General features: G+C 72.5%; 22 protein-coding genes. 14 read left to right on the plus strand and 8 right to left on the minus strand.

The window, feature by feature from the left end; genetic code table 11:
* Window positions 1-68: 68 nt before the first annotated feature.
* Window positions 69-698 (minus strand): hypothetical protein, encoded by a 630-nt coding sequence (locus HEP81_RS33790; protein ID WP_051850411.1) that lies wholly within the window; start codon window positions 696-698, stop codon window positions 69-71.
* 91 nt (window positions 699-789) lie between these two features.
* Window positions 790-1,368 (minus strand): DUF5134 domain-containing protein, encoded by a 579-nt coding sequence (locus tag HEP81_RS33795; protein WP_037659332.1) that lies wholly within the window; start codon window positions 1,366-1,368, stop codon window positions 790-792.
* 201 nt (window positions 1,369-1,569) lie between these two features.
* On the opposite strand from HEP81_RS33795, the gene HEP81_RS33800 reads away from it, so the two are divergent.
* Window positions 1,570-3,234 carry an FUSC family protein gene (locus HEP81_RS33800; RefSeq protein ID WP_037659334.1) on the plus strand — a complete coding sequence of 555 codons (1,665 nt, stop codon included), beginning with the start codon at window positions 1,570-1,572 and terminating at the stop codon, window positions 3,232-3,234.
* Complete coding sequence (locus HEP81_RS33805; RefSeq protein WP_037659336.1) at window positions 3,231-3,809, plus strand: MarR family winged helix-turn-helix transcriptional regulator; 579 nt, start codon at window positions 3,231-3,233, stop codon at window positions 3,807-3,809. Before HEP81_RS33800 ends, HEP81_RS33805 begins: the two co-directional genes overlap by 4 nt.
* A gap of 150 nt (window positions 3,810-3,959) precedes the next feature.
* Here HEP81_RS33805 and HEP81_RS33810 read toward each other — a convergent pair whose 3' ends face one another.
* The gene (locus tag HEP81_RS33810) at window positions 3,960-4,352 is read right to left on the minus strand and encodes a VOC family protein (RefSeq protein ID WP_037659339.1); all 393 of its coding nucleotides are present in this window, start codon (window positions 4,350-4,352) and stop codon (window positions 3,960-3,962) included.
* Window positions 4,353-4,424: 72 nt separating this feature from the next.
* Between HEP81_RS33810 and HEP81_RS33815 the strand changes: the two genes are divergently transcribed.
* Window positions 4,425-4,967, plus strand: a complete 543-nt coding sequence (locus tag HEP81_RS33815) for a GNAT family N-acetyltransferase (protein WP_037659343.1) — start codon at window positions 4,425-4,427, stop codon at window positions 4,965-4,967.
* Window positions 4,968-5,005: 38 nt separating this feature from the next.
* Here HEP81_RS33815 and HEP81_RS33820 read toward each other — a convergent pair whose 3' ends face one another.
* Window positions 5,006-5,689 (minus strand): glycerophosphodiester phosphodiesterase, encoded by a 684-nt coding sequence (locus tag HEP81_RS33820; protein ID WP_063755260.1) that lies wholly within the window; start codon window positions 5,687-5,689, stop codon window positions 5,006-5,008.
* A 395-nt stretch (window positions 5,690-6,084) separates the two neighbouring features.
* Between HEP81_RS33820 and HEP81_RS33825 the strand changes: the two genes are divergently transcribed.
* The 5 genes from HEP81_RS33825 to HEP81_RS33845 all read left to right on the plus strand — a co-directional run bounded on the left by HEP81_RS33825 (window position 6,085) and on the right by HEP81_RS33845 (window position 11,125).
* The gene (locus HEP81_RS33825) at window positions 6,085-7,482 is read left to right on the plus strand and encodes a DUF6421 family protein (protein WP_037659348.1); all 1,398 of its coding nucleotides are present in this window, start codon (window positions 6,085-6,087) and stop codon (window positions 7,480-7,482) included.
* A gap of 47 nt (window positions 7,483-7,529) precedes the next feature.
* Complete coding sequence (locus tag HEP81_RS33830; protein WP_037659350.1) at window positions 7,530-8,294, plus strand: SDR family oxidoreductase; 765 nt, start codon at window positions 7,530-7,532, stop codon at window positions 8,292-8,294.
* Window positions 8,291-9,361, plus strand: coding sequence for a threonine aldolase family protein (locus HEP81_RS33835; RefSeq protein WP_037659353.1), 1,071 nt, complete (start codon window positions 8,291-8,293; stop codon window positions 9,359-9,361). Before HEP81_RS33830 ends, HEP81_RS33835 begins: the two co-directional genes overlap by 4 nt.
* An 86-nt stretch (window positions 9,362-9,447) precedes the next feature.
* Window positions 9,448-10,041, plus strand: a complete 594-nt coding sequence (locus HEP81_RS33840) for a transglutaminase-like domain-containing protein (RefSeq protein ID WP_037659354.1) — start codon at window positions 9,448-9,450, stop codon at window positions 10,039-10,041.
* Window positions 10,042-10,051: 10 nt separating this feature from the next.
* On the plus strand, window positions 10,052-11,125 hold the full coding sequence (locus HEP81_RS33845) for a hypothetical protein (RefSeq protein ID WP_154823715.1): 1,074 nt from the start codon (window positions 10,052-10,054) through the stop codon (window positions 11,123-11,125).
* 60 nt (window positions 11,126-11,185) lie between these two features.
* Here the strand turns inward: HEP81_RS33845 and HEP81_RS33850 are convergent, their stop codons facing one another.
* Together HEP81_RS33850 and HEP81_RS33855 are read right to left on the minus strand one after the other, a co-directional pair.
* A complete protein-coding gene (locus tag HEP81_RS33850; RefSeq protein ID WP_157854511.1) occupies window positions 11,186-11,410 on the minus strand; it encodes a hypothetical protein in 225 nt (74 codons plus the stop codon).
* A gap of 752 nt (window positions 11,411-12,162) precedes the next feature.
* The gene (locus tag HEP81_RS33855) at window positions 12,163-12,894 is read right to left on the minus strand and encodes a lysophospholipid acyltransferase family protein (RefSeq protein WP_037659357.1); all 732 of its coding nucleotides are present in this window, start codon (window positions 12,892-12,894) and stop codon (window positions 12,163-12,165) included.
* A 202-nt stretch (window positions 12,895-13,096) separates the two neighbouring features.
* Here HEP81_RS33855 and HEP81_RS33860 point away from each other — a divergent pair, with 202 nt between their 5' ends.
* From HEP81_RS33860 to HEP81_RS33880, 5 genes are all read left to right on the plus strand, one after another.
* Window positions 13,097-13,513, plus strand: a complete 417-nt coding sequence (locus HEP81_RS33860) for a TlpA family protein disulfide reductase (RefSeq protein ID WP_078967541.1) — start codon at window positions 13,097-13,099, stop codon at window positions 13,511-13,513.
* A gap of 208 nt (window positions 13,514-13,721) precedes the next feature.
* A complete protein-coding gene (locus HEP81_RS33865; RefSeq protein WP_037659361.1) occupies window positions 13,722-14,231 on the plus strand; it encodes a flavin reductase family protein in 510 nt (169 codons plus the stop codon).
* Between the two features lie 229 nt (window positions 14,232-14,460).
* The gene (locus HEP81_RS33870; RefSeq protein ID WP_037659364.1) at window positions 14,461-15,246 is read left to right on the plus strand and encodes an electron transfer flavoprotein subunit beta/FixA family protein; all 786 of its coding nucleotides are present in this window, start codon (window positions 14,461-14,463) and stop codon (window positions 15,244-15,246) included.
* 53 nt (window positions 15,247-15,299) lie between these two features.
* A complete protein-coding gene (locus tag HEP81_RS33875; protein WP_037659366.1) occupies window positions 15,300-16,262 on the plus strand; it encodes an electron transfer flavoprotein subunit alpha/FixB family protein in 963 nt (320 codons plus the stop codon).
* Between the two features lie 181 nt (window positions 16,263-16,443).
* Window positions 16,444-17,742 (plus strand): DUF6986 family protein, encoded by a 1,299-nt coding sequence (locus HEP81_RS33880; RefSeq protein ID WP_037659369.1) that lies wholly within the window; start codon window positions 16,444-16,446, stop codon window positions 17,740-17,742.
* A gap of 59 nt (window positions 17,743-17,801) precedes the next feature.
* On the opposite strand, the gene HEP81_RS33885 is transcribed toward HEP81_RS33880, so the two are convergent.
* The gene (locus tag HEP81_RS33885) at window positions 17,802-18,539 is read right to left on the minus strand and encodes a hypothetical protein (protein WP_037659371.1); all 738 of its coding nucleotides are present in this window, start codon (window positions 18,537-18,539) and stop codon (window positions 17,802-17,804) included.
* Between the two features lie 7 nt (window positions 18,540-18,546).
* The gene (locus HEP81_RS33890; RefSeq protein ID WP_037659373.1) at window positions 18,547-19,596 is read right to left on the minus strand and encodes a LacI family DNA-binding transcriptional regulator; all 1,050 of its coding nucleotides are present in this window, start codon (window positions 19,594-19,596) and stop codon (window positions 18,547-18,549) included.
* Between the two features lie 217 nt (window positions 19,597-19,813).
* Between HEP81_RS33890 and HEP81_RS33895 the strand changes: the two genes are divergently transcribed.
* The gene (locus tag HEP81_RS33895) at window positions 19,814-20,761 is read left to right on the plus strand and encodes an ROK family protein (RefSeq protein WP_037659377.1); all 948 of its coding nucleotides are present in this window, start codon (window positions 19,814-19,816) and stop codon (window positions 20,759-20,761) included.
* Window positions 20,762-20,779 lie beyond the last annotated feature (18 nt).

A 20,779-nucleotide genomic window follows, 5' to 3' on the forward strand; every position in this document is an offset into this window, starting at 1 on the left:
GCCTCGGCGGCCACCGAGGCGACGCCCTGCCCCCTGCTTCGGCGGGCGGCGGGGCGTCGTCGCTCCGGTTACGGGCAGCTCTCGCCGAACTTGACCGCGGTGAACGCGACCGGCTGCCCGCGCAGCGCGCTGCCCGCGGAGGGTGTCTGCGTGCACACCTTCCAGTTGCTCTCCACCAGGATCCAACGGCCGTCCGCTGAAGCGTCCTTGACGGTGAGCGACGTGCCCGAGTCCAGGGCCGCGCGCGCCGCCTTCACGGACCTGCCCTTGAAGTCGGGCATCCTGCCGCCCCGGACGGTCGGCTCCTTCTGGTCCGTGCCGGGGCAGGACTCCGCCAGCTTCACCGCGCCGAAGTCCAGTGTCGTGCGCGTCGGCACCGACCTGCCCGCGGCCACGTTCTGGGAGCACACCTTCCAGTTCCGGTCGAGGGCCTGCATGCGGTCACGGCCGAGCGCGTCATGCGACTTCAGTGAGGAGAAGCCGTCGGCCTGCGCGGCGTCCTGTGCGGACTGGAGGCCCATCCCGACGAAGTTCCGCACGGCCTTCGGTGCCGCGCTCGCCGACTTGCCGCCCTGGGAGGCGGAACCACCGGGCGCCGTCGAGGAGTTGCCGCCACCGGACCGGTCGTCGGTCGGCTGGCAGGCGGCCAGTGCGACCGTGGCACAGAGCAGGGCGGTGCTGATGATGCGGGTCCGCACGAATCCCCCCGGGTGAAGCGGATACAGGCCGGACACGCTAGACCATGCGTGAAGAAGACGTGAACACCCGTCGCTCGTCAGGCATCGCCCCTCACATCGTCAGAAGCATCGCCACCATCCCGATCGCCATCGACAGCCGGCACGCGCGGGCCAGTTCCGGGCGGTCGCCCCAGCGGTTGGGGGGCGGGGGGCCGTCGACGGCGACGGCGGCCGGGACCAGGCGGGCGCCGGACAGCAGTACGTAGCCCGTGAAGTAGAGCAGCAGGACGCCGGTCACCGCGGGGACCCCGGTGCCGCCGTGCATGCCCTCCATGGACATGCCCTCCATGGCGTGGCCGGCGGGCGGGGCCACGGCCATCGCGGCCGCCATGTAGACCATCGCCCCGGCGCCCACCAGGTGGTGCAGATGATGCCGGTCGCGGCGCGCGGCCCACAGGGCGCGCAGCGCGGCCAGGCCGAAGACGGCCGCGTACACCGGCCAGGCCCAGCCCGGCGGGGTGAACGCCGCCGCCGGCACCGCCATCGCGGCCATTCCGAAGCCCATCAGCGCCTCACCACCGGCGGACCGGCGCTGCTCCTCGACGGCGCTGCGCATCCGCAGCAGACAGTAGGCCCCGGTCGCCGCGCACAGCGCGACCAGCGACCAGGCGGCCGACACGGGTCCGTGCACGGGTACCTCCCCCGCTCGACGGTCGGTCGAGGGATGCGATGCCCAGTCGGGGCGGGGCGCATGCGGGCGCAGGGGGGTGCACGGGAGCGCCGGTGGGGGCACGGCGGGTGGGTGCGGGAGCCGCGCGCCAGGCGCGAGGGTGTGACCGGGCAGTCACCACGTCGTATATTTTACAGATAAAACACATGCTAACTTTGATGAATGAGCAGCGCGACCCGTCACCGTCTTCCCCTCGCCGGGATACTCCGCCTCGGCCGCCCCTCGGACATCTGGTTCAAGCCCGCCCTGAGCGTGGTCGTCGCGGTCGCCCCGCCCAACCTGATCCTGCTGGGGCTCGGCCGCCTCGACCTGGCCATGTACACGATGGCCGGATCGCTGTGCGCCCTCTACGGCCACAACCGGCCCTACGCCGCACGGGCGCGGGTCCTGGCCTGGGTGGTGCTCGGCATGGTCGCCGGAGTCGCCGTCGCCCTGGTCACGGCCTCGCTCACCTCCGACGCCGTGATCCTGGTGACCGTCGGCGCCGTGCTCGCGGCGGTGCAGAAGGGCGTCTGCGACGCCACCCGGATCGGCCCGCCGGCCAATGTGATCTTCACCTTCATCAGCTCCGCCTCCCTGTTCGCACCCCAGACCCTCGGCCAGGTGCCGGGCCACCTCGGGCTCGCCCTCGCGGCCGGCGCCTGGTCCTGGCTGGTCGGCATGGCCCCCGGACTGGTCCGCCCGCACGGCCCCGAGCGCCGGGCCACCGCGGCGGCCCTGAACGCCACCGCCGCCTACGCCGACACCCGCGGCACCGGCGAGGGACACGCCCCCGCCCGCGCCGCGAGCGCGGCCGCCATCCATGCCGCCTGGCAGTCGCTGCTCGCCGTCGGCGCCCGCCCCGACGCCACCCGGCGCGCCCTGGAACGCCTCCTCGTCCGGGCCGAGGTCGCCCTCGCCGCCCCCGCCGACACCGACCCGGCACGGCTGCGCGCCTGGGCCCGCGAGCTGCGCGGCCTGCGCCGCACCCTGAGCCTCGACATCCCCGGCGAGCACGCCGACGAACTCCTCGGCCTGGCCACCGAGCTGGCCCTGCCGCGCCCCTCGCTGCGCCACCGCCTCGCGCCGTTCGCCCCCATCGCCGCCCGCACCGCGATCGGCTGCGCCCTCGCCGGATACGCCTCCCTGGCCCTCGGCGTCGGCCGCCCCTACTGGGCCCTGGTCACCGCGGCCTCCCTCTACCAGGCCAACGTCACCCTCACCTGGCGCCGGGGCGTCCAGCGCGTCGTCGGCAACGTCCTCGGCGTCCTCGCCTTCGCCGTCCTCGCCCCGCTCGCCCACCTCAACGCGGTCGCCCTGGTGCTGTGCTGCGTCGCCCTGAACTTCGGCGCGGAGGCGCTGATGAGCCGCAACTACTGGCTCGGCAGCATCTGTGTCACCCCGATGGCACTGCTCATCACCGAGTTCGCCCGCAGCCAGGACTCCACCGAGCTGATGACCGACCGGGTCGTGGACACCCTCGTCGGGGCGCTGGTCGGCTTCGTCGCCGCCGTCGCCGTCACCAACCGGCGCGCCGGTGACCGCCTGGAACACGCGCTGACCGAGGCGGAACGCGCCCGCGAGAACGCCGCCCGGCTGCTCGCCGAGGCCCACCCGGAGCCCCGCGCCCTGGACGGCGCCCGCCGCGGGCTCGCCACCGCTCTGGTGGACCTGCGCGCCACCGCCGACGCGGCGGCCGGCGAATGGTGGCAGCGCGCCCTGCCCGAGGACCGGGTCGTGCTCGCCGAACAGGCCGGACACCGTACGCTCGCGGCGACGGTACGACGCCAGGGGCTCGCGCCGCGTCAGCACGACCCGGGTACGACGACGGAGGACATACGGCCATGACGGCGACGAACGGCACACCGGCAGCCGGGGACGCGAGCGGCACGTCAGCGCGGCGCGAGGCGTCCACGGCCGACACGGTCGCCGCGGTCGTACGGCAGTGGCGGGCCGTCCATCCCGAGCTGGACACCGGGCCGATGGAGGTCATCGGGCGCATCAACAGGTGCGCGGCACTGCTCCAGCAGGCCGAGGACGCGCCGCTGCGCCGGGCCGGGCTCAGCCGCCCCGAGTTCGACCTGCTCGGCGCGCTGCGCCGTACCGGGCACGAGCTGACGCCGGGCGAGCTGGCCAGGGAGACGTTCTCCTCCGGGGCCGCCGTCACCAAGCGGATCAAACAGCTGACCGAGCGGGGGCTGGTCGAACGCCGCGGTGACACCCGGGACCGCAGGGTGGCCCATGTCCGTCTCACCGACGCCGGGCGCGACCTGGTCGACGGGGTCCTGCCCGAGCAGCTCGCCTACGAGACCGCGGTCCTCTCGGTGCTGGCACCGGCCGGGCGCGACGACCTGGCCGGTCTGCTGGCGGAGCTGCTCAGCCGACTGGAGGGGCGGATGGGCGCGCTGCGGGCCGGGGGCTGAGTTCGGGGTCGCACCGTAGGGGGTGCGGGCCGGCCGCGCGTGCATCGCAAGGCGGAGGAGGGCGACATGGCGGAGCCATGGCAACCGACGACAACGCCGCGAGGCGCGGTGCCAGGGCCCGCGAGCCCGGCATGATCCAAACGAGAGGCCCTAGATCCCGGCCCGGTACCGCAGCGGATGGTCCCCCGGCACCTCCACCAGGACGATCCGGGTGCCGTCCGGATCCGCGAGCCACATCTCGATCAGCCCCCATGGCTCCTTCACCGGCGGCCGGGTGATCTCGACGCCCTTCGCCCGGAGCTCCTCGTACGCCGCCGTCACGTCCTCGACCTGCATCCACAGCGACACGGCCGGCGAGGGTGGCTCCGAGGCGCGGCCCGAGACCTCCAGGAAGCCGCCGCCGAGGAAGTACACCGTCCCCCGCTCGGGACCCGTACCGAACTCGCGGTAGACGGGGAGGCCCAGCCGTTCGCCGTAGAAGGCGCGGCTGCGCTCGGGGTCGGTGGGTCGCAGAAGTGTCCGGCTGCTGAGCACATGCACCATGCCCGCGCAGCCTAGTGGCACAGTTACGCTCGTCCCAGCCCCAGCCACGCCCGAGATCGGAGAACCGCCCCCATGCACAGCGCCGCCACCCCCGGCCTCACCTTCCGCGACGCCACCGACGCCGATGTCGACGCGCTGGTCGTGCTGATCGAGTCGGCGTACCGCGGCGATGCCAGCCGGGCCGGGTGGACCACGGAGGCGGACATCCTGGAGGGGCAGCGCACCGATCCCGAGGGCGTCCTGGCGGTGATCAAGTCGGCGGACAGCCGGCTGCTCACCGTCGAGCGCGACGGCCTCGTCGTCGCCTGCTGCCAGCTCGAACACCGCGGCGACCACGCCTACTTCGGCATGTTCGCGGTCAGCCCCACCCTCCAGGGGGAGGGCCTCGGCAAGATCGTCATCGCCGAGGCCGAGCGGCAGGCCCGTGCGGCATGGGGCATCAGCGAGATGCACATGACCGTGATCTCCGTACGGGAGGACCTGATCGCCTGGTACGAGCGCCGCGGCTACCGCCGTACGGGACAGATGTCCCCGTTCCCGTACGGCGACGAGCGCTTCGGCATCCCGCAGCGCGCCGACCTCCAGTTCGAGCTGCTGGTCAAGAAGCTCGGCTGAAGCGGCCGTAGCGGCCGAAGAGCCGGGGCGCGCGCGACCTACGCCGTGAACCGTCCCGTGCGCTTGATCTCCGGGAAGTCCGTGGTCGCGCCGTCGAGTTCGAGCGCGCGGACCAGCCGCAACTGCTCCTGTGTGTTGACCGTCCAGCCGATGATCCGCAACCCGGCCGCGCGCGCGTGCTCCACGGTCTCCAGGGTGATCCGGCGGATGTCCAGACACAGGGTCGGCGCGCCCACCGCGACCGCGCGCTCGACCACCTCGGGGCCGTAGCGCCCGGCGATCAGCGCGGTGCGCACCCCGGGCACCAGCCGGGCGATCTCGGCGACCGCCTCGTCATGGAACGAGGACACCTCCACCCGCGCGACCAGATCCCGCTCCAGCATCACCCGCGCCAGCTCCCGGGCCGCCGCCACGTCCTTGATCTCGGCCTGGAGCGGGGTGTCCACCGCGTCCAGGACCTCCTCGAACACCGGCACCCGCTCCCCGCGCCCCGCGTCCAGCGCGCGCAGCTCGGAGAGGGTCTTCTCGGCGATCGGCCCGGAGCCGTCGGTCGTGCGGTCCACCTCGGCGTCGTGCATGACGACCAGGGCGCCGTCCTTGCTGAGGTGCAGATCCAGTTCGATCAGGTCGAGGCCGGCCCGGTGCGCGGCGACGAAGGAGCGAAGGGTGTTCTCGGGCTCCACACCCATGACCCCGCGGTGACCGATGGTAAGGAAGTTCAAGGTTCGACTCGCTTCCGTCGACGGCGGCTCGGCACGCGCGGCGACGGGCGGACGCCGTCGTCCGTGCGGGCAGGTCGCAGCCTAACGGCCCCGACCCGGGATGAACCCGCATGCGCGCGGACGATCTGGACGCGCCCCGGGCGGTGACTGGCTGCTACCCCGTTGCGACATCACCCACGCGTGGGCGCGTCCCCCGCGTGCTTGACAGGCCGAATCCCGCCCCTCCCGGGCCCGAGGGGCCGACGCTCGAAAGTGAGCGCCGTCACGGTTTACGGCAGGAAAAATGTCGGTGACCATGTCCTCAGACAGAAAAATCTCCTGCACTCCCTCTTGATGGGGGGATCAGGGTATGCATACGGTGTCCATACGCTGGGTTCTCCCGTGGAGGATGGAAAATGACGGAAATTCTTGTGCAGTCGGGGCCGAAGGGGCAGGTTTCTTCGCAGGCCAGGGTGGTCGAGCACCCCGCCTGGCCCGTGCTCAAGGATGCCGTGGAGCAGATCCGGCCATGGCAGTCGGCGGACGGCTCGATCGACTTCGACGCCGAGGGCGCGCCCGCCAAGGCCGAAGCGGAGGCCGCCGTACGCCGTGTCGCCGAGGCCGTCGAGCAGCTCTCGCCGCTCCTGCCGTACGACGCCGCCTACCACGAGGCCGTGGTGAAGGATCTGCGCCGCTGGGCCGAGGGCGGCTTCGATGTGCCGGACTTCCTGGACTCCCTGCTGGCCTTCCACCCCGCGGCGCAGCGCGCGGACGGCCTCCAGCACCTGGTCGTCTTCCCGATGTACACGCAGAACGGCAACCTGGACCGCAATCTGGAGGCGGTCGTGCTGCGCATGGTCTGGCCCGAGTGGCTGGCCGAGCTGGAGCGCACCCGGTACGACAACCCGCTGTTCTGCGGCATCAAGTTCGAGGACTTCACCTCGGGCTACGACACCAACTCGGCCGTCCTCTTCCCGGAGACCATCGCCGTCCGTGAGGCGCCGGAACGTTTCTCCTGGGGTGGCATCTTCTGTGACCGCGAGGCCGCGCGCTTCCGTCGGGTCACCGACGCGGCCGTCGGCATCCTGGGTCTTGAGCTGCCCGAGGACATCGCCGCGATGGTCCACGACCAGAAGCGCTGCGAAGAGGCGTTCGTGCTCTGGGACATGGTCCACGACCGCACCCACAGCCACGGCGACCTGCCGTTCGACCCGTTCATGATCAAGCAGCGCCAGCCGTTCTGGATGTACGGCCTGGAGGAGCTGCGCTGTGACCTCACCGCCTTCAGGGAGGCCGTGAAGCTGGAGGCGGACGGCGTCCCGCAGGCCCGCGACGTGCAGTACGCGGTGCTCTTCGACCGTATGTTCCGCTTCCCCGTCACCGGCGACCGGGTGCGCAACTACGACGGCCTCGGCGGCCAGCTGCTCTTCGCCTACCTGCACAAGCACGACGTGGTGCGCTGGACGGACAACAAGCTGTCCATCGACTGGGAGCGCGCCCCGCAGGTCACCAACCAGCTGTGCGCCGACATAGAGAAGCTGTACCGGGACGGCATCGACCGTCCCAAGCTCGTGCACTGGTTCGCCGGCTACCAGCTGGTGTCCGAGTATCTGGCCCCGCACCCCGGCTCCAAGTGGGCCAAGGGTCCGGACGCCCTCGACCTGACGCTGCCGCCGCGCAAGCTGGTCGACGACGTGCTCCCGGACGAGTTTCCGCTGAGCATGTTCTTTGAAGCCCTGTCCAAGAAGCTGAAGAATGTGATCGCCTCCACCAAGGGCATCACGGCGGACGGCGCCGAGCGGCTCGCCGCGTGACTGACGGCGCACCGTCCACACACATCACTGCTGTAGAGGGGAAGATCATGGGGAACGGGTCGAACGGGGCGCTCAGCGGTGCGGTCATCGCGGTGGCCGGCGCGGGCGGACCCGCCGGACAGGCGACGCTGCTGCGCCTGGCCGAGGCCGGGGCGACCGTCGTCGGAGCGGACAACGACCCGCAACGGCTGTCGGAGGCCGTGGACGCGGCCCGCTACGCCTCGGGCGGTGCCACGGTCACGGGGGACACCGTGGACCTTCTCGATCTCCAGTCCACCCGGGAGTGGGCCGAGCACATCGAGAAGGACTTCGGGCGCGTCGACGGCCTGGTGCACCTGGTCGGCGGCTGGCGCGGCAGCGAGACCTTCACCAAGACCAGCCTGGACGACTGGGACTTCCTGGAGCTGCTGCTGGTGCGCACCGTGCAGCACACCTCGCTCGCCTTCCACGAGGCCCTTCAGCGCAGCGACCGCGGCCGCTACGTGCTGATCAGCGCGTCCGGCGCGACCAAGCCCACCGCGGGCAACGCCGCCTACTCCGCGGCCAAGGCCGCCGCCGAGGCGTGGACGCTGGCCATGGGGGACTACTTCCGCAAGGCGGCCAAGGCGGAGGGCGCCGAGGGTCCGACCTCCGCGGCTACCATCCTCGTGGTCAAGGCGCTGGTGCACGACGCGATGCGCGCCGAACGCCCCAACGCGAAGTTCGCGGGCTTCACGGACGTCAAGGACCTGGCCGAGGCCATCGAGGGCGTCTGGAGCAAGTCCGCCGCCGAGTTGAACGGAAATCGTCTGTGGCTGACCGAGAAGCCGTGAACCCTCCCAGGACCGACGCGCGTCGTCATCACGACCCGGAGGTCCGCGGTTTCGCCAGTGACAACTACGCCGGGGCGCATCCCGAGGTGATGGCCGCCCTGGCCCTGGCCAACGGCGGCCACCAGGTCGCCTACGGCGAGGACCAGTACACCGAGAACCTCCAGCGGATCATCCGCAGCCACTTCGGTGCCACCGCGGAGGCCTTCCCGGTCTTCAACGGCACCGGCGCGAACGTGGTCGCGCTCCAGGCGGTCACCGACCGCTGGGGCGCGGTGATCTGCGCCGAGAGCGCGCACATCAACGTGGACGAGGGCGGGGCGCCCGAGCGGATGGGCGGGCTCAAGCTGCTCACCGTGGCCACGCCGGACGGCAAGCTCACGCCCGAGCTGATCGACCGGCAGGCCTGGGGCTTCGAGGACGAGCACCGGGCGATGCCCCAGGTCGTCTCGATCACCCAGTCCACCGAGCTGGGCACGCTCTACACGCCCGAGGAGATCCGCGCGATCTGCGAGCACGCCCACGCGCACGGCATGAAGGTGCACCTGGACGGCTCCCGGATAGCCAACGCGGCCGCCTCCCTGGACGTGCCGATGCGCACGTTCACCAGCGCGGTCGGCGTCGACATCCTCTCGCTCGGCGGGACGAAGAACGGCGCCGTGTTCGGCGAGGCGGTCGTGGTCCTCAACCAGGACGCGGTGCGCAGGATGAAGCATCTGCGCAAGCTGTCCATGCAGCTCGCCTCCAAGATGCGCTTCGTCTCGGTGCAGTTGGAGGCCCTGCTGGCCAAGGACCTGTGGCTGCGCAACGCCCGGCACGCCAACGAGATGGCCCAGCGGCTCGCCGAGGGCGTGCGCGCGGTGCACGGGGTGGAGATCCTCTACCCGGTGCAGGCCAACGGCGTCTTCGCGCAGCTCCCGCACGACGTGAGCGAGCGGTTGCAGAAGCGCTTCCGCTTCTACTTCTGGGACGAGGCCGCGGGCACGGTGCGCTGGATGTGCTCCTTCGACACCACGGAGGAGGACGTCGACGCCTTCGTGGCGGCGGTCAAGGAGGAGATGGCGCGCTGAGCCAGGCGCCCGAATGGGCGCATAGGTATGCGGTCACGTGAAAAGTCATTGACTGGCAGGTGGCCGCATTCCTATGCTCTGCGGGCATGCAGCTGACCCAGGAAACCGCCGACCTATCCGCCTACTTGGCCGCGGACGAGGTGATCGACCATCACCATCCGATGGTCCGGGAGACGGCCGCCCGGCTGGCGGCCGAGGCGGCGGACTCGTATGTCTATGCGCGCCTGGCCTATGAGTTCGTCCGCGACACCGTCCCGCACTCCGCCGACACCGGCGACCCCCGCGTCACCTGGCGCGCCTCCGACGTCCTCGCCCGGCGGACCGGCATCTGCCATGCCAAGGCACACGCGCTGACGGCCCTGCTGCGCGCCGAGGACATCCCGACGGCCCTGTGCTACCAGCGCCTGCGCGACGACGAGGGCGAGGGCCATGTGCTGCACGGCCTGATCGCCGTCCGCTTCCACGGCGCCTGGCACCGCCAGGACCCGCGCGGCAACAAACCCGGCGTCGACGCGCGGTTCTCGCTGACCGGCGAACGGCTCGCCTGGACCCCCGACCCGGCCGCCGGTGAACTGGACCACCCGCTGCTGTACGCCGCCGCGCACCCGGCCGTACTCGACGCCCTGCGCACCGCCCCCGACCGCGAGGCCCTGGGCCGGGCGCTGCCGAGCGCCCTGTAGCCTCCCCGGCATGACGCACGGGGGAGCAGCGGCGGAAGAGGCCCCCGGCGTCCGTCCGGCCGCCGGGGCTAAGCGCGGGAGAGGGCGGTTCTCCTGGTCGCGCAGGCACCCATGGCTCGCCTCCGCCATGGCCCTGGCCGTCGTCGCGGGCGGCGTCGCGGTGCCGCTGGCACTCGGTGGCGCAGGCCCCTCCTGTCGGCAACTCCCGGCCGCCACAAGGGAGTCGGCGGGCAACCCGGCCGCGGCGACCAAGGCTCTCGACCCCCGGGACGACATGTCCGGCTTCCCCGCCCCGCGTGCACTGCTGCCGACCGGGAGGCTGTGCGGGGACGGCAGGCGGGTGCTCGGGACGGTGGTGGCCGAGGCCACGGGGACGGCCGCCGCGGGGACCACCGCCACCGGCACGGAGCGCACCCCGGGCCAGGCCCGCGCCGTCTGGGCGGTCGTGGTCGGCTACGGCGGGGCCGAGGTGCCGCCCGGCGCCGAGCCAGGACGGGCCCGCATGCTCGCCGGCTACATAGCCGACACCACCACACGGGTCTCCGCCGTCAGCCTCGACGCCAAGTCCCCCGCCGTCCCGGCCCGTTCGGCCACGGCGACGGACGAGACGGGCCGGTCTCGCTTCGGCGCCTTCCTCTCGCCCACTGCTTGGAACGCCTCACCGACAAGGGCACCGACCCCGGCTACCAGCCCGGGAAGGTGCCGAAGGGGCGGAAGAACCCCGAGACCCGGGGAGTCGACAGCGACCTGGACGACATCGCCCGCCGCGTCGGCGGCCTGCTGCGCACCCGGACGAGCGCCGCCCGCGCCGGACACATCGACCTCGCCGCCTACGACCGGTCCGTACGACGGCACACCCCGGGTGGCACCGACCCGGCTGACCACCCGGCCCCCGATGGGCGGCATCGCGGGCCGCCCGGTGAGCGGACCCGTGCGCGGCGATCTCAGGGACGGGCGCGAGCAGTTGTCCCGGACGCTGGACGCCTGGGCGAAGGCCCGCAAGGTCGCGGCGGCACGGGCGGCGGCCATGCGGCAGATCCTCGACGACGGTTACATATGGGCTTTCCGCAGCGGATCGACCTGACGGGCACGGGCGGCCAGGCCGTCGCCGGGCTTCCGTGGCGAGCCGGTCCGCCCGCCGTGCTCAGCCGGTCAGCCGCAGCCCCGAGCAGCCGTGCCGCTCGACCTGGTCCTCGGCGAAGGACCGCAGTAGCACCCGCCGTCGGGCGTCGCCGATCGACTTCGACGCCCGGATCGCGAAGTTGGCGGCCTCGCCGTCGCAACGGGCGGTCGCCGTCAGCGGCATGCGCACCCCGCTGCCGGTGACCAGGCGGTCGCTCCAGTCGCCGTACCCCGCGCTAAAGCCCAACTCCCATGCCCAGCAGGGCCATTGCGCAGCGTCAGGTCGCACCGGCCCCCGGGCGAGACGTCGTTCAACAGCGGCTGGACCTGCCAGTTCCCACTCAGGGGGAGCCTGGCGCGGGCCGCCCAGCCGCAGCCGGTGCCGGCCGCCCCGGACACCGGGATACCGCGCGGCGGATGCGCGGAGTCCGGCAGCGCGCTCCCAGTGTCCTTGCCGGGGGCCGCGACCACCAGCATCCGGCGCGGCCGGCCCGCCGCGTCCTTGCCGAGGGCCGGGCAGCGCAGCAGGGACTGGAGCTCGCCTGCGTCGTCGACGACGCCGGGCAGATCGCCCGCCGGCGGATGGACGGGCGAGAAACCGTCCCGGGGGAAGGGAGAGCGGGAACTCGGCGTCCCGGTCGTCGCGCCGGGTGTACGCGGACATCCGCACCACCCATGCGGCCTCGCCGTGCCCGGCGAAGCGCAGATCGCACCCGTAATCACCGAGCCCCGCGTGCTCCGTGGTGTCCGCCCCGGCGAAGTGGCCGCCGCCCGCCGCGAGTTGCCGTACCGGACCCGACGGCAGCGCGCCGTCGCACGCGGTGCGCAGCAGCCACCGGTCCTTCACGTACGGCGCCTACAACCACCGCCGCGCACCAAACCTTCCACCAACGCCGCATCGCCCAGCCCCCGTACAGCGATCGGTACCCGAGGGCCGAGTGGCCCTCCCGTCATGAGCGGGCACCTCGTCGGGCAGGGCGCGGCGGCACCGGTCCGGTGTCAGTGGACCTGGGCGGTGGTCCGCAGCGCCTCCGCCGTCGGAGCCGTACCACCCAGGTGGGCCGGCAGCCACCAGGAGTCCTCGGGGCCCTTCGGGCGGCCCGGGTAGGCGCGCTGGGCGGCGTCCAGCAGTTCCTGCACCCGCTCGCGCAGTCGGCGGGTGATCGCCCCGGCGTACTGGTCGCGCGGCGCCTCCACGGCCTCGCCCACGCGGATGGTGATGGGCAGGTGGCTGCGCTTGAAGTCGCGCGGGTGCCCCTTGGTCCACAGCCGCTGCGTGCCCCACAGTGCCATCGGGATCAGCGGCACCCCGGCCTCCTGGGCGAGCCTGGCCGCACCCGACTTGAAGCTCTTCAGGGTGAACGACTGCGAGATGGTGGCCTCCGGGAAGACCCCGATGACCTCACCGGAGCGCAGCGAGTCCAGCGCGTGCGCGTACGCGGCCTCGCCCTGCCCCCGGTCCACCGGGATGTGCTTCATACCGCGCATCAGCGGACCCGAGATCTTGTGCCGGAAGACGGAATCCTTCGCCATGAACCGCACCAGGCGCTTCTGCGGCAGCGCGGCCAGGCCGTCGAAGATGAAGTCCAGATAGCTGATGTGATTGCTCACCAGCACGGCCCCGCCGGAGCGCGGGATGTTCGAGGACCCCTGGCAGTCGATCTTCAGGTCCCAGACCTTGAACAGCGTCTTGGCGAATCCGATGACGGGACGGTAGACCAGCTCTGCCATGGGCGGGGTGAACCCTTTCTGCTCTGCTCGGGAAAGGGGCTCCCGGCGGACAAGTTACGCAGCCGTAGGGTTACGGCGTCTCGCAGATCGTGCCCCAAGAACGTGCGGGGAGCCAGCTCTGGTGCCCGGCCCGGGCGAGATCCTCGTCACGTCCGCACAGGATTCACCCGGGCGCCGGGAATCTCTGCGGCGCGCCGATTGTTTGCCCCCCCGACGCCCGCAGAAGCGGGCGCCCCTGGAAGTGCCGCACCGGCGGCGGAGCGGGAGGGCACGGGTGAGCGGGCGCGACGACGCCGAAGCGGGCGGGAGCGGAACCGGACCTGAGGCGGCCGAACTCGGCGGCGCTCTCGGCGAACGGGCCACCCTGGTCCAGTTCTCCAGCGCCTTCTGCGCGCCCTGCCGCGCCACCCGGCGCGTCCTCGACGAGGTCGCCGCGATGGTGCCCGGCGTCGCCCACATCGAGATCGACGCCGAGGCCCGCCTCGACCTCGTACGCGCCCTCGGGATCCTCAAGACCCCCACCGTCCTCGTCCTGGACGCGCACGGCAGGGAAGTGCGCCGAGCCGCCGGGCAGCCCCGCAGGGCCGATGTCATCGCGGCGCTGGGGGAGGCGGTGTGAGGGGGTCTCAGCACCAGGTGAGAGACATCCCAGTTCCCGGACCGCACTTGACTGCGCGCGCCACCTATCGTCAGCCTGACCGTATGCCGACCGAACTCCTTCTCCACGGGCGGGCCCACGTCGACCTCGCGCGCACCGCGAGCGCCTGCTGTCCGGGCCGCTGAGCAGCCACGGATCCGCTCGCCCTCCCGAACAGAAGGACAACTCCATGACGGCCCTGCCCGGACTCGGCACTCCCCAGCTCGCCTCTCCCGATCTGCTGCGCGCCACCTTCCGCCGGCACGCCGCCGGTGTCGCGGTGATCACCGCGCGCGGCGCCACCGGACCGGTCGGCTTCACCGCCACCTCCCTCACCTCGGTCTCCGCCGAGCCCCCGATGATCTCCTTCGGGGTCGGCACCGGCGCCTCCAGCTGGCCCGCGATAGCCGAGGCCGACCACATCGGCGTGCACATACTCGGCGAGCACCAGGGCGACCTGGCCGCCACCTTCGCCCGCAGCGGCGCCGACCGCTTCGGCGCGCCCACCGCCTGGCGTGACGGCCCCGAGGGCGTGCCGGTGCTCGACGACGTACTCGCCTGGCTGGTCTGCCGGATCGTCGCCCGCGTCCCCGCGGGGGACCACCGGATCGTGCTCGCGGAGGTCGTCCTCGGCGATCCCGCCGGCGGCGGCCGCCCCCTCCTCTACCACCAGGGCCGCTTCACCGCGCTGCGCGACTGATTGCGGCGTGGATCACGCTCCGATTCCCTGCACGGCGGTCGATTCCCGATTACGCTGCGTTGCGAAGGTCACAGTTCAAAGCGCTTGCTTAGCGGGAACGAACTGGGTGTACTGACGAGTAATATTCCGGTCGGAGCGCGCTGACGCCCCGGCCGGGATCGGCCGCTTCAGGCGCCTATGCTGCCTGCAAGAGGCAGCCAGGAAATCACGATGCAGTAGGAGAGCCGGCGTGAGCTTGAGGATCGTTGTCACTGTGAAGTACGTGCCCGACGCCACTGGCGACCGGCACTTCGCCGATGACCTGACCGTCGACCGCGACGACGTGGACGGTCTGCTCTCCGAGCTGGACGAGTACGCGGTCGAGCAGGCGCTCCAGATCGCGGACGAGGCGGACGACGCCGAGGTCACCGTGCTGACGGTGGGCCCCGAGGACGCCAAGGACGCGCTCCGCAAGGCCCTGTCGATGGGTGCCGACAAGGCCATCCACGTCGAGGACGACGACCTGCACGGCACCGACGCCATCGGCACCTCCCTGGTGCTGGCCAAGGCCATCGAGAAGGCCGGCTTCGACCTGGTCGTCTCCGGCATGGCCTCCACCGACGGCACCATGGGCGTCGTCCCGGCGCTGGTCGCCGAGCGCCTGGGTGTCCCGCAGGTCACCCTGCTCTCCGAGGTCTCGGTCGAGGACGGCACCGTCAAGGGCCGCCGCGACGGCGACGCCGCCTCCGAGCAGCTGGAGGCGCAGCTGCCGGCCCTGGTCTCCGTGACCGACCAGTCCGGCGAGGCCCGCTACCCGTCCTTCAAGGGCATCATGGCGGCCAAGAAGAAGCCGGTGGAGTCCTGGGACCTGTCGGACCTCGACATCGAGGCGGAAGAGGTCGGCCTGGACGGCGCGTTCACCAAGGTCGAGACCGCCGACGCGCGTCCGGCCCGCACGGCCGGCACCATCGTCAAGGACGAGGGCGAGGGCGGCAAGCAGCTCGCTGAGTTCCTCGCGGGCCAGAAGTTCATCTAAGGGTTCGCGCCCGCCGACCGCCCCTCAACTTCGTTACGCAGGAGAGCAATCCCATGGCTGAAGTCCTCGTCTACGTCGACCACGTGGACGGTGCCGTCCGCAAGCCCACCCTTGAGCTGCTGACCCTGGCCCGCCGCCTCGGTGAGCCCGTCGCCGTCGCGCTGGGCAACGGTGCCGCCGACACCGCCGCCACCCTCGCCGAGCACGGCGCGGTGAAGGTCCTCACCCACGACGCGTCCGAGTACGCCGACTACCTGGTCGTGCCGAAGGTCGACGCCCTCCAGGCCGCCCACGAGGCCGTCTCCCCGGCCGCCGTGCTGGTCCCGTCCTCCGCCGAGGGCAAGGAGATCGCCGCCCGCCTGGCGCTGCGCATCGGCGCCGGCATCATCACCGACGCCGTCGACCTGGAGGCCGGCGACGAGGGCCCGGTGGCCACCCAGTCGGTGTTCGCCGCGTCCTTCACCACCAAGTCGCGTGTCATCAAGGGCACCCCGGTCATCACGGTCAAGCCGAACTCGGCCGCCGTGGAGGCCGCCCCGGCCGCGGGCGCGGTCGAGGCCCTCGCCGTGACCTTCTCCGACAAGGCCACCGGCACCAAGGTCACCGCCCGCACCCCGCGCGAGTCCACGGGCCGCCCGGAGCTGACCGAGGCCGCGATCGTGGTCTCCGGCGGCCGCGGTGTCAACGGCGCCGAGAACTTCGCGATCATCGAGGCCCTCGCCGACCAGCTCGGCGCGGCCGTCGGTGCCTCGCGTGCCGCCGTCGACGCCGGCTGGTACCCGCACACCAACCAGGTCGGCCAGACCGGCAAGTCGGTCTCGCCGCAGCTGTACATCGCCAACGGCATCTCCGGTGCCATCCAGCACCGCGCCGGCATGCAGACCTCGAAGACCATCGTGGCCGTCAACAAGGACGCCGAGGCCCCGATCTTCGAGCTGGTCGACTACGGCGTCGTCGGCGACCTGTTCGACGTCGTGCCGCAGCTGACCGAGGAGATCAAGACCCGCAAGGGCTGATCGCCGACCGGCTGTCCGAGGCCCCCGTGACCCGCGCGGTCATGGGGGCCTCGGTGCATCCTGAAGGCGACATGGGGTCCTCGGCCGAGGTGTTGACCAGCCGGAACCGCGCCGGATAACTTCATTCTACGGATTGTTGATTCCGCAACGCGGAATTGCAGTGGATATTGGAGGGTGTGGGATGGGTCAGCAGGAGAAGGTGGCGACCAGCCTCGCCGGCGCCGTCGGCGAGGAGATCAGCGCCTCGCTCGCCCCGGTCGACGCGGAACTGGCACGCCGCTACCCCGGGGACCCCGGCACCCGGCAGCCCGTCCACACCGTCTACGTCCCCGGTGACGCCTTCACCGCCGACACCGTCCGCTCCTGGGGCGACCAGGCCCTCGCCGCCCTGGACGAACATGCCCCGGACGCCGCCTCCTTCGCCGCCGTCCTCGGCCTCGCCGACGACCTCGCCGAGCCCGTCCACTCCCGCGTCCGCGCCAAGCTGGAGCGCGAGCCGATAGAAGACCTGCGGGTCGACTTCGAGGACGGCTACGGCCCCCGCCCCGACGCCGAGGAGGACGCGACCGCGGCCCGCGCGGCCCGGCTGATCGCCGAGGCGTACGCGAAGGGGACCGCGGCGCCGTACATGGGCATCCGCATGAAGTGCATGGAGGCCCCGGTACGGGCGCGGGGCATCCGCACCCTCGACATCTTCCTCACCGGCCTGATGGCGGCGGGCGGACTGCCCGACGGGCTGGTGCTCACCCTGCCGAAGGTGACCTATCCCGAGCAGGTGACCGCCTTCGCCCGGCTCCTGGCGGCCTTCGAGAAGGCGCACGGTCTGGACGCGGGACGGCTCGGCTTCGAGATACAGATCGAGACCAGCCAGGCCATCCTGGCGACCGACGGCACCGCGACCGTCGCCCGTATGATCCAGGCCGCCGAGGGCCGCGCCACCGGGCTGCACTACGGCACCTTCGACTACAGCGCCTGCCTGGGCGTCTCCGCCGCCTATCAGGCCAGCGACCACCCGGCCGCCGACCACGCCAAGGCGGTCATGCAGGTCGCCGCCGCGGGCACCGGCGTGCGCGTCTCGGACGGCTCCACCAATGTCCTCCCGGTCGGCCCCACCGAGCAGGTGCACGCCGCCTGGCGGCTGCACTACGGCCTCACCCGGCGCGCCCTCGCCCGCGCCTACTACCAGGGCTGGGACATGCACCCGGGCCACATCCCGACCCGCTACGCGGCCGTCTTCGCCTTCTACCGCGAGGGCTTCGAGCAGGCCGCGGCCCGCCTCGCCCGCTACGCCAACCGCACCGCGGGCGACGTCATGGACGAGCCCGCCACCGCCAAGGCCCTCAGTGGCTATCTGCTGCGCGGCCTGGACTGCGGTGCCCTCGACCTCGCGGAGGTGGCCGAGCGTACAGGGCTGACCCGTGCGGGACTTGAGGGCTTCGCGGCGCCGAGGCGCGGCGACCTCACGGCCGCCGCTCAGTAGCCGGAACTCGCGGGGTTCACCGGGCTCACGGGGTTCACCGGGCTCGCGGGCGGCGCGGGCTACAGGGCGACGTACGGTTCGAGCCCCGAGCCCGATACCCACCCGTGCTCGGCGAACAGCCGGGTGCCCCGTGCGCACAACCGCGCATCGCCGCGCGCCCGTTCGCTGAACTCCTCCGGACTCGTTCCGAACAGCTCCCGCAACCGCGCCGAGGAGGCGGGGAGTTCGGTGAGCAGCGGGCGCTGGCCCGGGTGGCGGCGGGGCGCGCCGGTGCCGTCGTGCAGGACTCCGTGCCGATTGACGTAGGCATACGCCCCCGACAGCACGGTGTCGTCGGCCAGTTGGACCTGGACGTCCGGCGCGGGCAGCCAGGCCCGCCGGAAGTTGCCGTCCGGCAGCGGCGCCCCCTCGCTGGCGTCGATCACGTCCAGCTGCCGCCGGTCCAGCCACAGCACGAACAACTCCCGTGTGACGGAAGGCGACTTGACCGGTGAGGCGGAGACATAGCCCATGCGGCTGACGTGCGCGGAGACGCCCACATCGAGGCCGGTCACCCGGGAGCGCACCATCGGGACGGGCGAATCGAGCCCGAACCCGGCCATCTTGTGGCGCAGTTGACCGGGGCAGGCGTTGGAGCCGACCGCGAGCACCGGCGCCCGGTCGTCGTACACCAGCCGGGTCAGCGGCAGCATCCGGTCGCCGTGCAGCAACCCCGAACGGGCGGGCCAGGCACCCGGATACGTCAGCGGGTCCTCGCGCGGCACCCCGGCCAGCCCCAGCTCCTCCAGCGTGGCCATGGGCGGCTCAGCCGGCCGGGGGCAGCTCGCCCGAGCCGCGGGTGATCAGCCGGGTCGGCAGCTCGATCCGCTCCGGTGCGATGAGTCCGCCGTCCAGCTGGCGGAAGAGCCGCTCCGCCGCCGTACGGCCGAGGGCGGCCGAGTCCTGGGCGACCACCGTGACGCCCGGCCGCAGCAGATCGGCCAGCTCGAAGTCGTCGAATCCGACGAGGGCCACCTGCCGGGACCCCTCGGCGAGGACCCGGACCACGGTGACCGTCACCCGGTTGTTGCCCGCGAACACCGCGGTGACGGGCTCGGGTTCGGACAGCATCTCCTGCGCGGCCCGGCGCACCCGCTCCGGGCTCGTCACCCCGAGCGACATCCAGCGGTCCTCGACCGGTATCCCCGCGTCCTCCATGGCCGCCCGGTAGCCGCGCAGCCGCTCGGCCGCCGTGTGGATGCGGGGCATGTCCCCGATGAAGCCGATCCTGCGGTGGCCGTGCGCGATCAGATGGGCCACGCCGTCGCGGGCCCCGCCGAAGTTGTCGGACAGCACCACATCGGCGTCGATCCGTCCGGCCGGGCGGTCCACGAACACGGTGGCCACGCCCGCCCGGATCTCCGGCTCCAGATAGCGGTGGTCGTCCCCGGCCGGGATCACCACCAGGCCGTCCACCCGGCGTGCGCACAGCGCGAGCGCCAACTCCCGCTCCCGCTCCGGGTCCTCGGCGCTGGAGCCGTTGATCAGCAGGGCGCCGTGCGAGCGGGCGACCTCCTCCACCGCGCGGCTCAGCGGGCCGTAGAAGGGGTCCGCGAGGTCCTCCAGGACCAGACCGATGCTCGCCGTGCGGCCCTTGCGCAACACCCGCGCGCTGTCATTGCGGCGGAAGCCCAGCGCGTCGATCGCCTCCTGCACCCGGCGCTCGGTGTCCGGGGTGACCCCGGGCTCGCCGTTGACCACCCGGGACACCGTCTTCAGCCCGACCCCGGCCCGCGCCGCCACGTCCTTCATCGTCGGCCGGTTGCCGTAGCGGCTTCCGGGGTGGCGATCCGCGCGGTGGGTGGTTTTGGGCACGATGCGCTGTCCTGTCCTGTCGTCCGTGGCCCCACGGGGTGTTTTGCGGGCGGCCCATGGGCTTGTATGAGGATGTGGCGTCGAGCATAGAGCCTGGACAACGTTGTCAGGTGCGCGAGAGACTGTCGACCGCTCTGCGCGGGACCGTGCCCCCACCACCCGGCCGACCCGCTCGGGCCCATGGCTTTCGATCGTTCGACGGGGAGATCACACACTGATGCGCACCGACCTCGTGGCAGCGCTGGACATCGGCGGCACCAAGATCGCCGGCGGTCTTGTGGACGGCCGCGGACTGATCCTGGAGCGGGCCCAGCGCGCCACGCCCGCCCGGCAGGACGGCGAGACGGTCATGCGGGCCGTCGAGGAGGTGCTCGGTGAACTCGCCGCCTCGCCCCGGTGGGGACAGGTCCGCTCCGTCGGCATCGGCAGCGCGGGTCCGGTGGACGCCTCCGCGGGCACCGTCAGTCCCGTGAACGTGCCGGGCTGGCGGGACTTCCCGCTGGTCGAGCGGGTCCGGACGGCGACCGGGGGACTGCCCGTCGAACTGATCGGCGACGGCGTCGCGATCACCGCCGCCGAGCACTGGCGGGGCGCCGCCCGGGGCCATGACAACGCGCTGTGCATGGTGGTCTCGACGGGAGTCGGGGGCGGCCTGGTCCTGGGCGGACAACTGCACCCCGGCCCGACCGGCAACGCCGGGCACATCGGGCACATCAGCGTCGACCTCGACGGCGACCCCTGTCCGTGCGGCTCGCGTGGCTGTGTGGAGCGGATCGCCAGCGGCCCGAACATCGCCGGCCGCGCCCTGGAACAGGGCTGGCGGCCGGGCCCGGACGGCGATGCCTCGGCCGCCGCGGTGGCCGAGGCGGCACGGGCGGGCGACCCGGTCGCCGTGGCCTCCTTCCGGCGGGCCGCGCGGGCGCTCGCCGCCGGGATCGCGGCCACCGCGACCCTGGTCGAGATCGACATCGCGGTGATCGGCGGCGGGGTCGGCAACGCGGGCGACGTCCTCTTCACCCCGCTGCGCGCGGCCCTCGCGGACTACGCCACGCTGTCGTTCGTACGGCGGCTGACGGTGGTGCCCGCGCAGATGGGCACGGACGCGGGGCTGGTGGGTGCCGCGGCGGCGGCGCTGATCAGTGGGCCGGGGCTGGTGCGGCTCTAGGCTCTGCCGGTCGGCTCA

This window comes from Streptomyces griseofuscus, assembly GCF_014673495.1.
Taxonomy (GTDB): Bacteria; Actinomycetota; Actinomycetes; order Streptomycetales; family Streptomycetaceae; genus Streptomyces; species Streptomyces murinus.

Excerpts from the sequence above, each read along its gene's own strand:
- HEP81_RS33805 (WP_037659336.1), top strand. The coding sequence starts at position 3,231 with ATGACGGCGACGAACGGCACACCGGCAGCCGGGGACGCGAGCGGCACG.
- HEP81_RS33810 (WP_037659339.1), bottom strand. The coding sequence starts at position 4,352 with ATGGTGCATGTGCTCAGCAGCCGGACACTTCTGCGACCCACCGACCCC.
- HEP81_RS33830 (WP_037659350.1), top strand. The coding sequence starts at position 7,530 with ATGGGGAACGGGTCGAACGGGGCGCTCAGCGGTGCGGTCATCGCGGTG.
- HEP81_RS33840 (WP_037659354.1), top strand. The coding sequence starts at position 9,448 with ATGCAGCTGACCCAGGAAACCGCCGACCTATCCGCCTACTTGGCCGCG.
- HEP81_RS33865 (WP_037659361.1), top strand. The coding sequence starts at position 13,722 with ATGACGGCCCTGCCCGGACTCGGCACTCCCCAGCTCGCCTCTCCCGAT.
- HEP81_RS33855 (WP_037659357.1), bottom strand. The coding sequence starts at position 12,894 with ATGGCAGAGCTGGTCTACCGTCCCGTCATCGGATTCGCCAAGACGCTG.
- HEP81_RS33800 (WP_037659334.1), top strand. The coding sequence starts at position 1,570 with ATGAGCAGCGCGACCCGTCACCGTCTTCCCCTCGCCGGGATACTCCGC.
- HEP81_RS33845 (WP_154823715.1), top strand. The coding sequence starts at position 10,052 with ATGACGCACGGGGGAGCAGCGGCGGAAGAGGCCCCCGGCGTCCGTCCG.
- HEP81_RS33895 (WP_037659377.1), top strand. The coding sequence starts at position 19,814 with ATGCGCACCGACCTCGTGGCAGCGCTGGACATCGGCGGCACCAAGATC.
- HEP81_RS33880 (WP_037659369.1), top strand. The coding sequence starts at position 16,444 with ATGGGTCAGCAGGAGAAGGTGGCGACCAGCCTCGCCGGCGCCGTCGGC.
- HEP81_RS33885 (WP_037659371.1), bottom strand. The coding sequence starts at position 18,539 with ATGGCCACGCTGGAGGAGCTGGGGCTGGCCGGGGTGCCGCGCGAGGAC.
- HEP81_RS33825 (WP_037659348.1), top strand. The coding sequence starts at position 6,085 with ATGACGGAAATTCTTGTGCAGTCGGGGCCGAAGGGGCAGGTTTCTTCG.
- HEP81_RS33875 (WP_037659366.1), top strand. The coding sequence starts at position 15,300 with ATGGCTGAAGTCCTCGTCTACGTCGACCACGTGGACGGTGCCGTCCGC.
- HEP81_RS33815 (WP_037659343.1), top strand. The coding sequence starts at position 4,425 with ATGCACAGCGCCGCCACCCCCGGCCTCACCTTCCGCGACGCCACCGAC.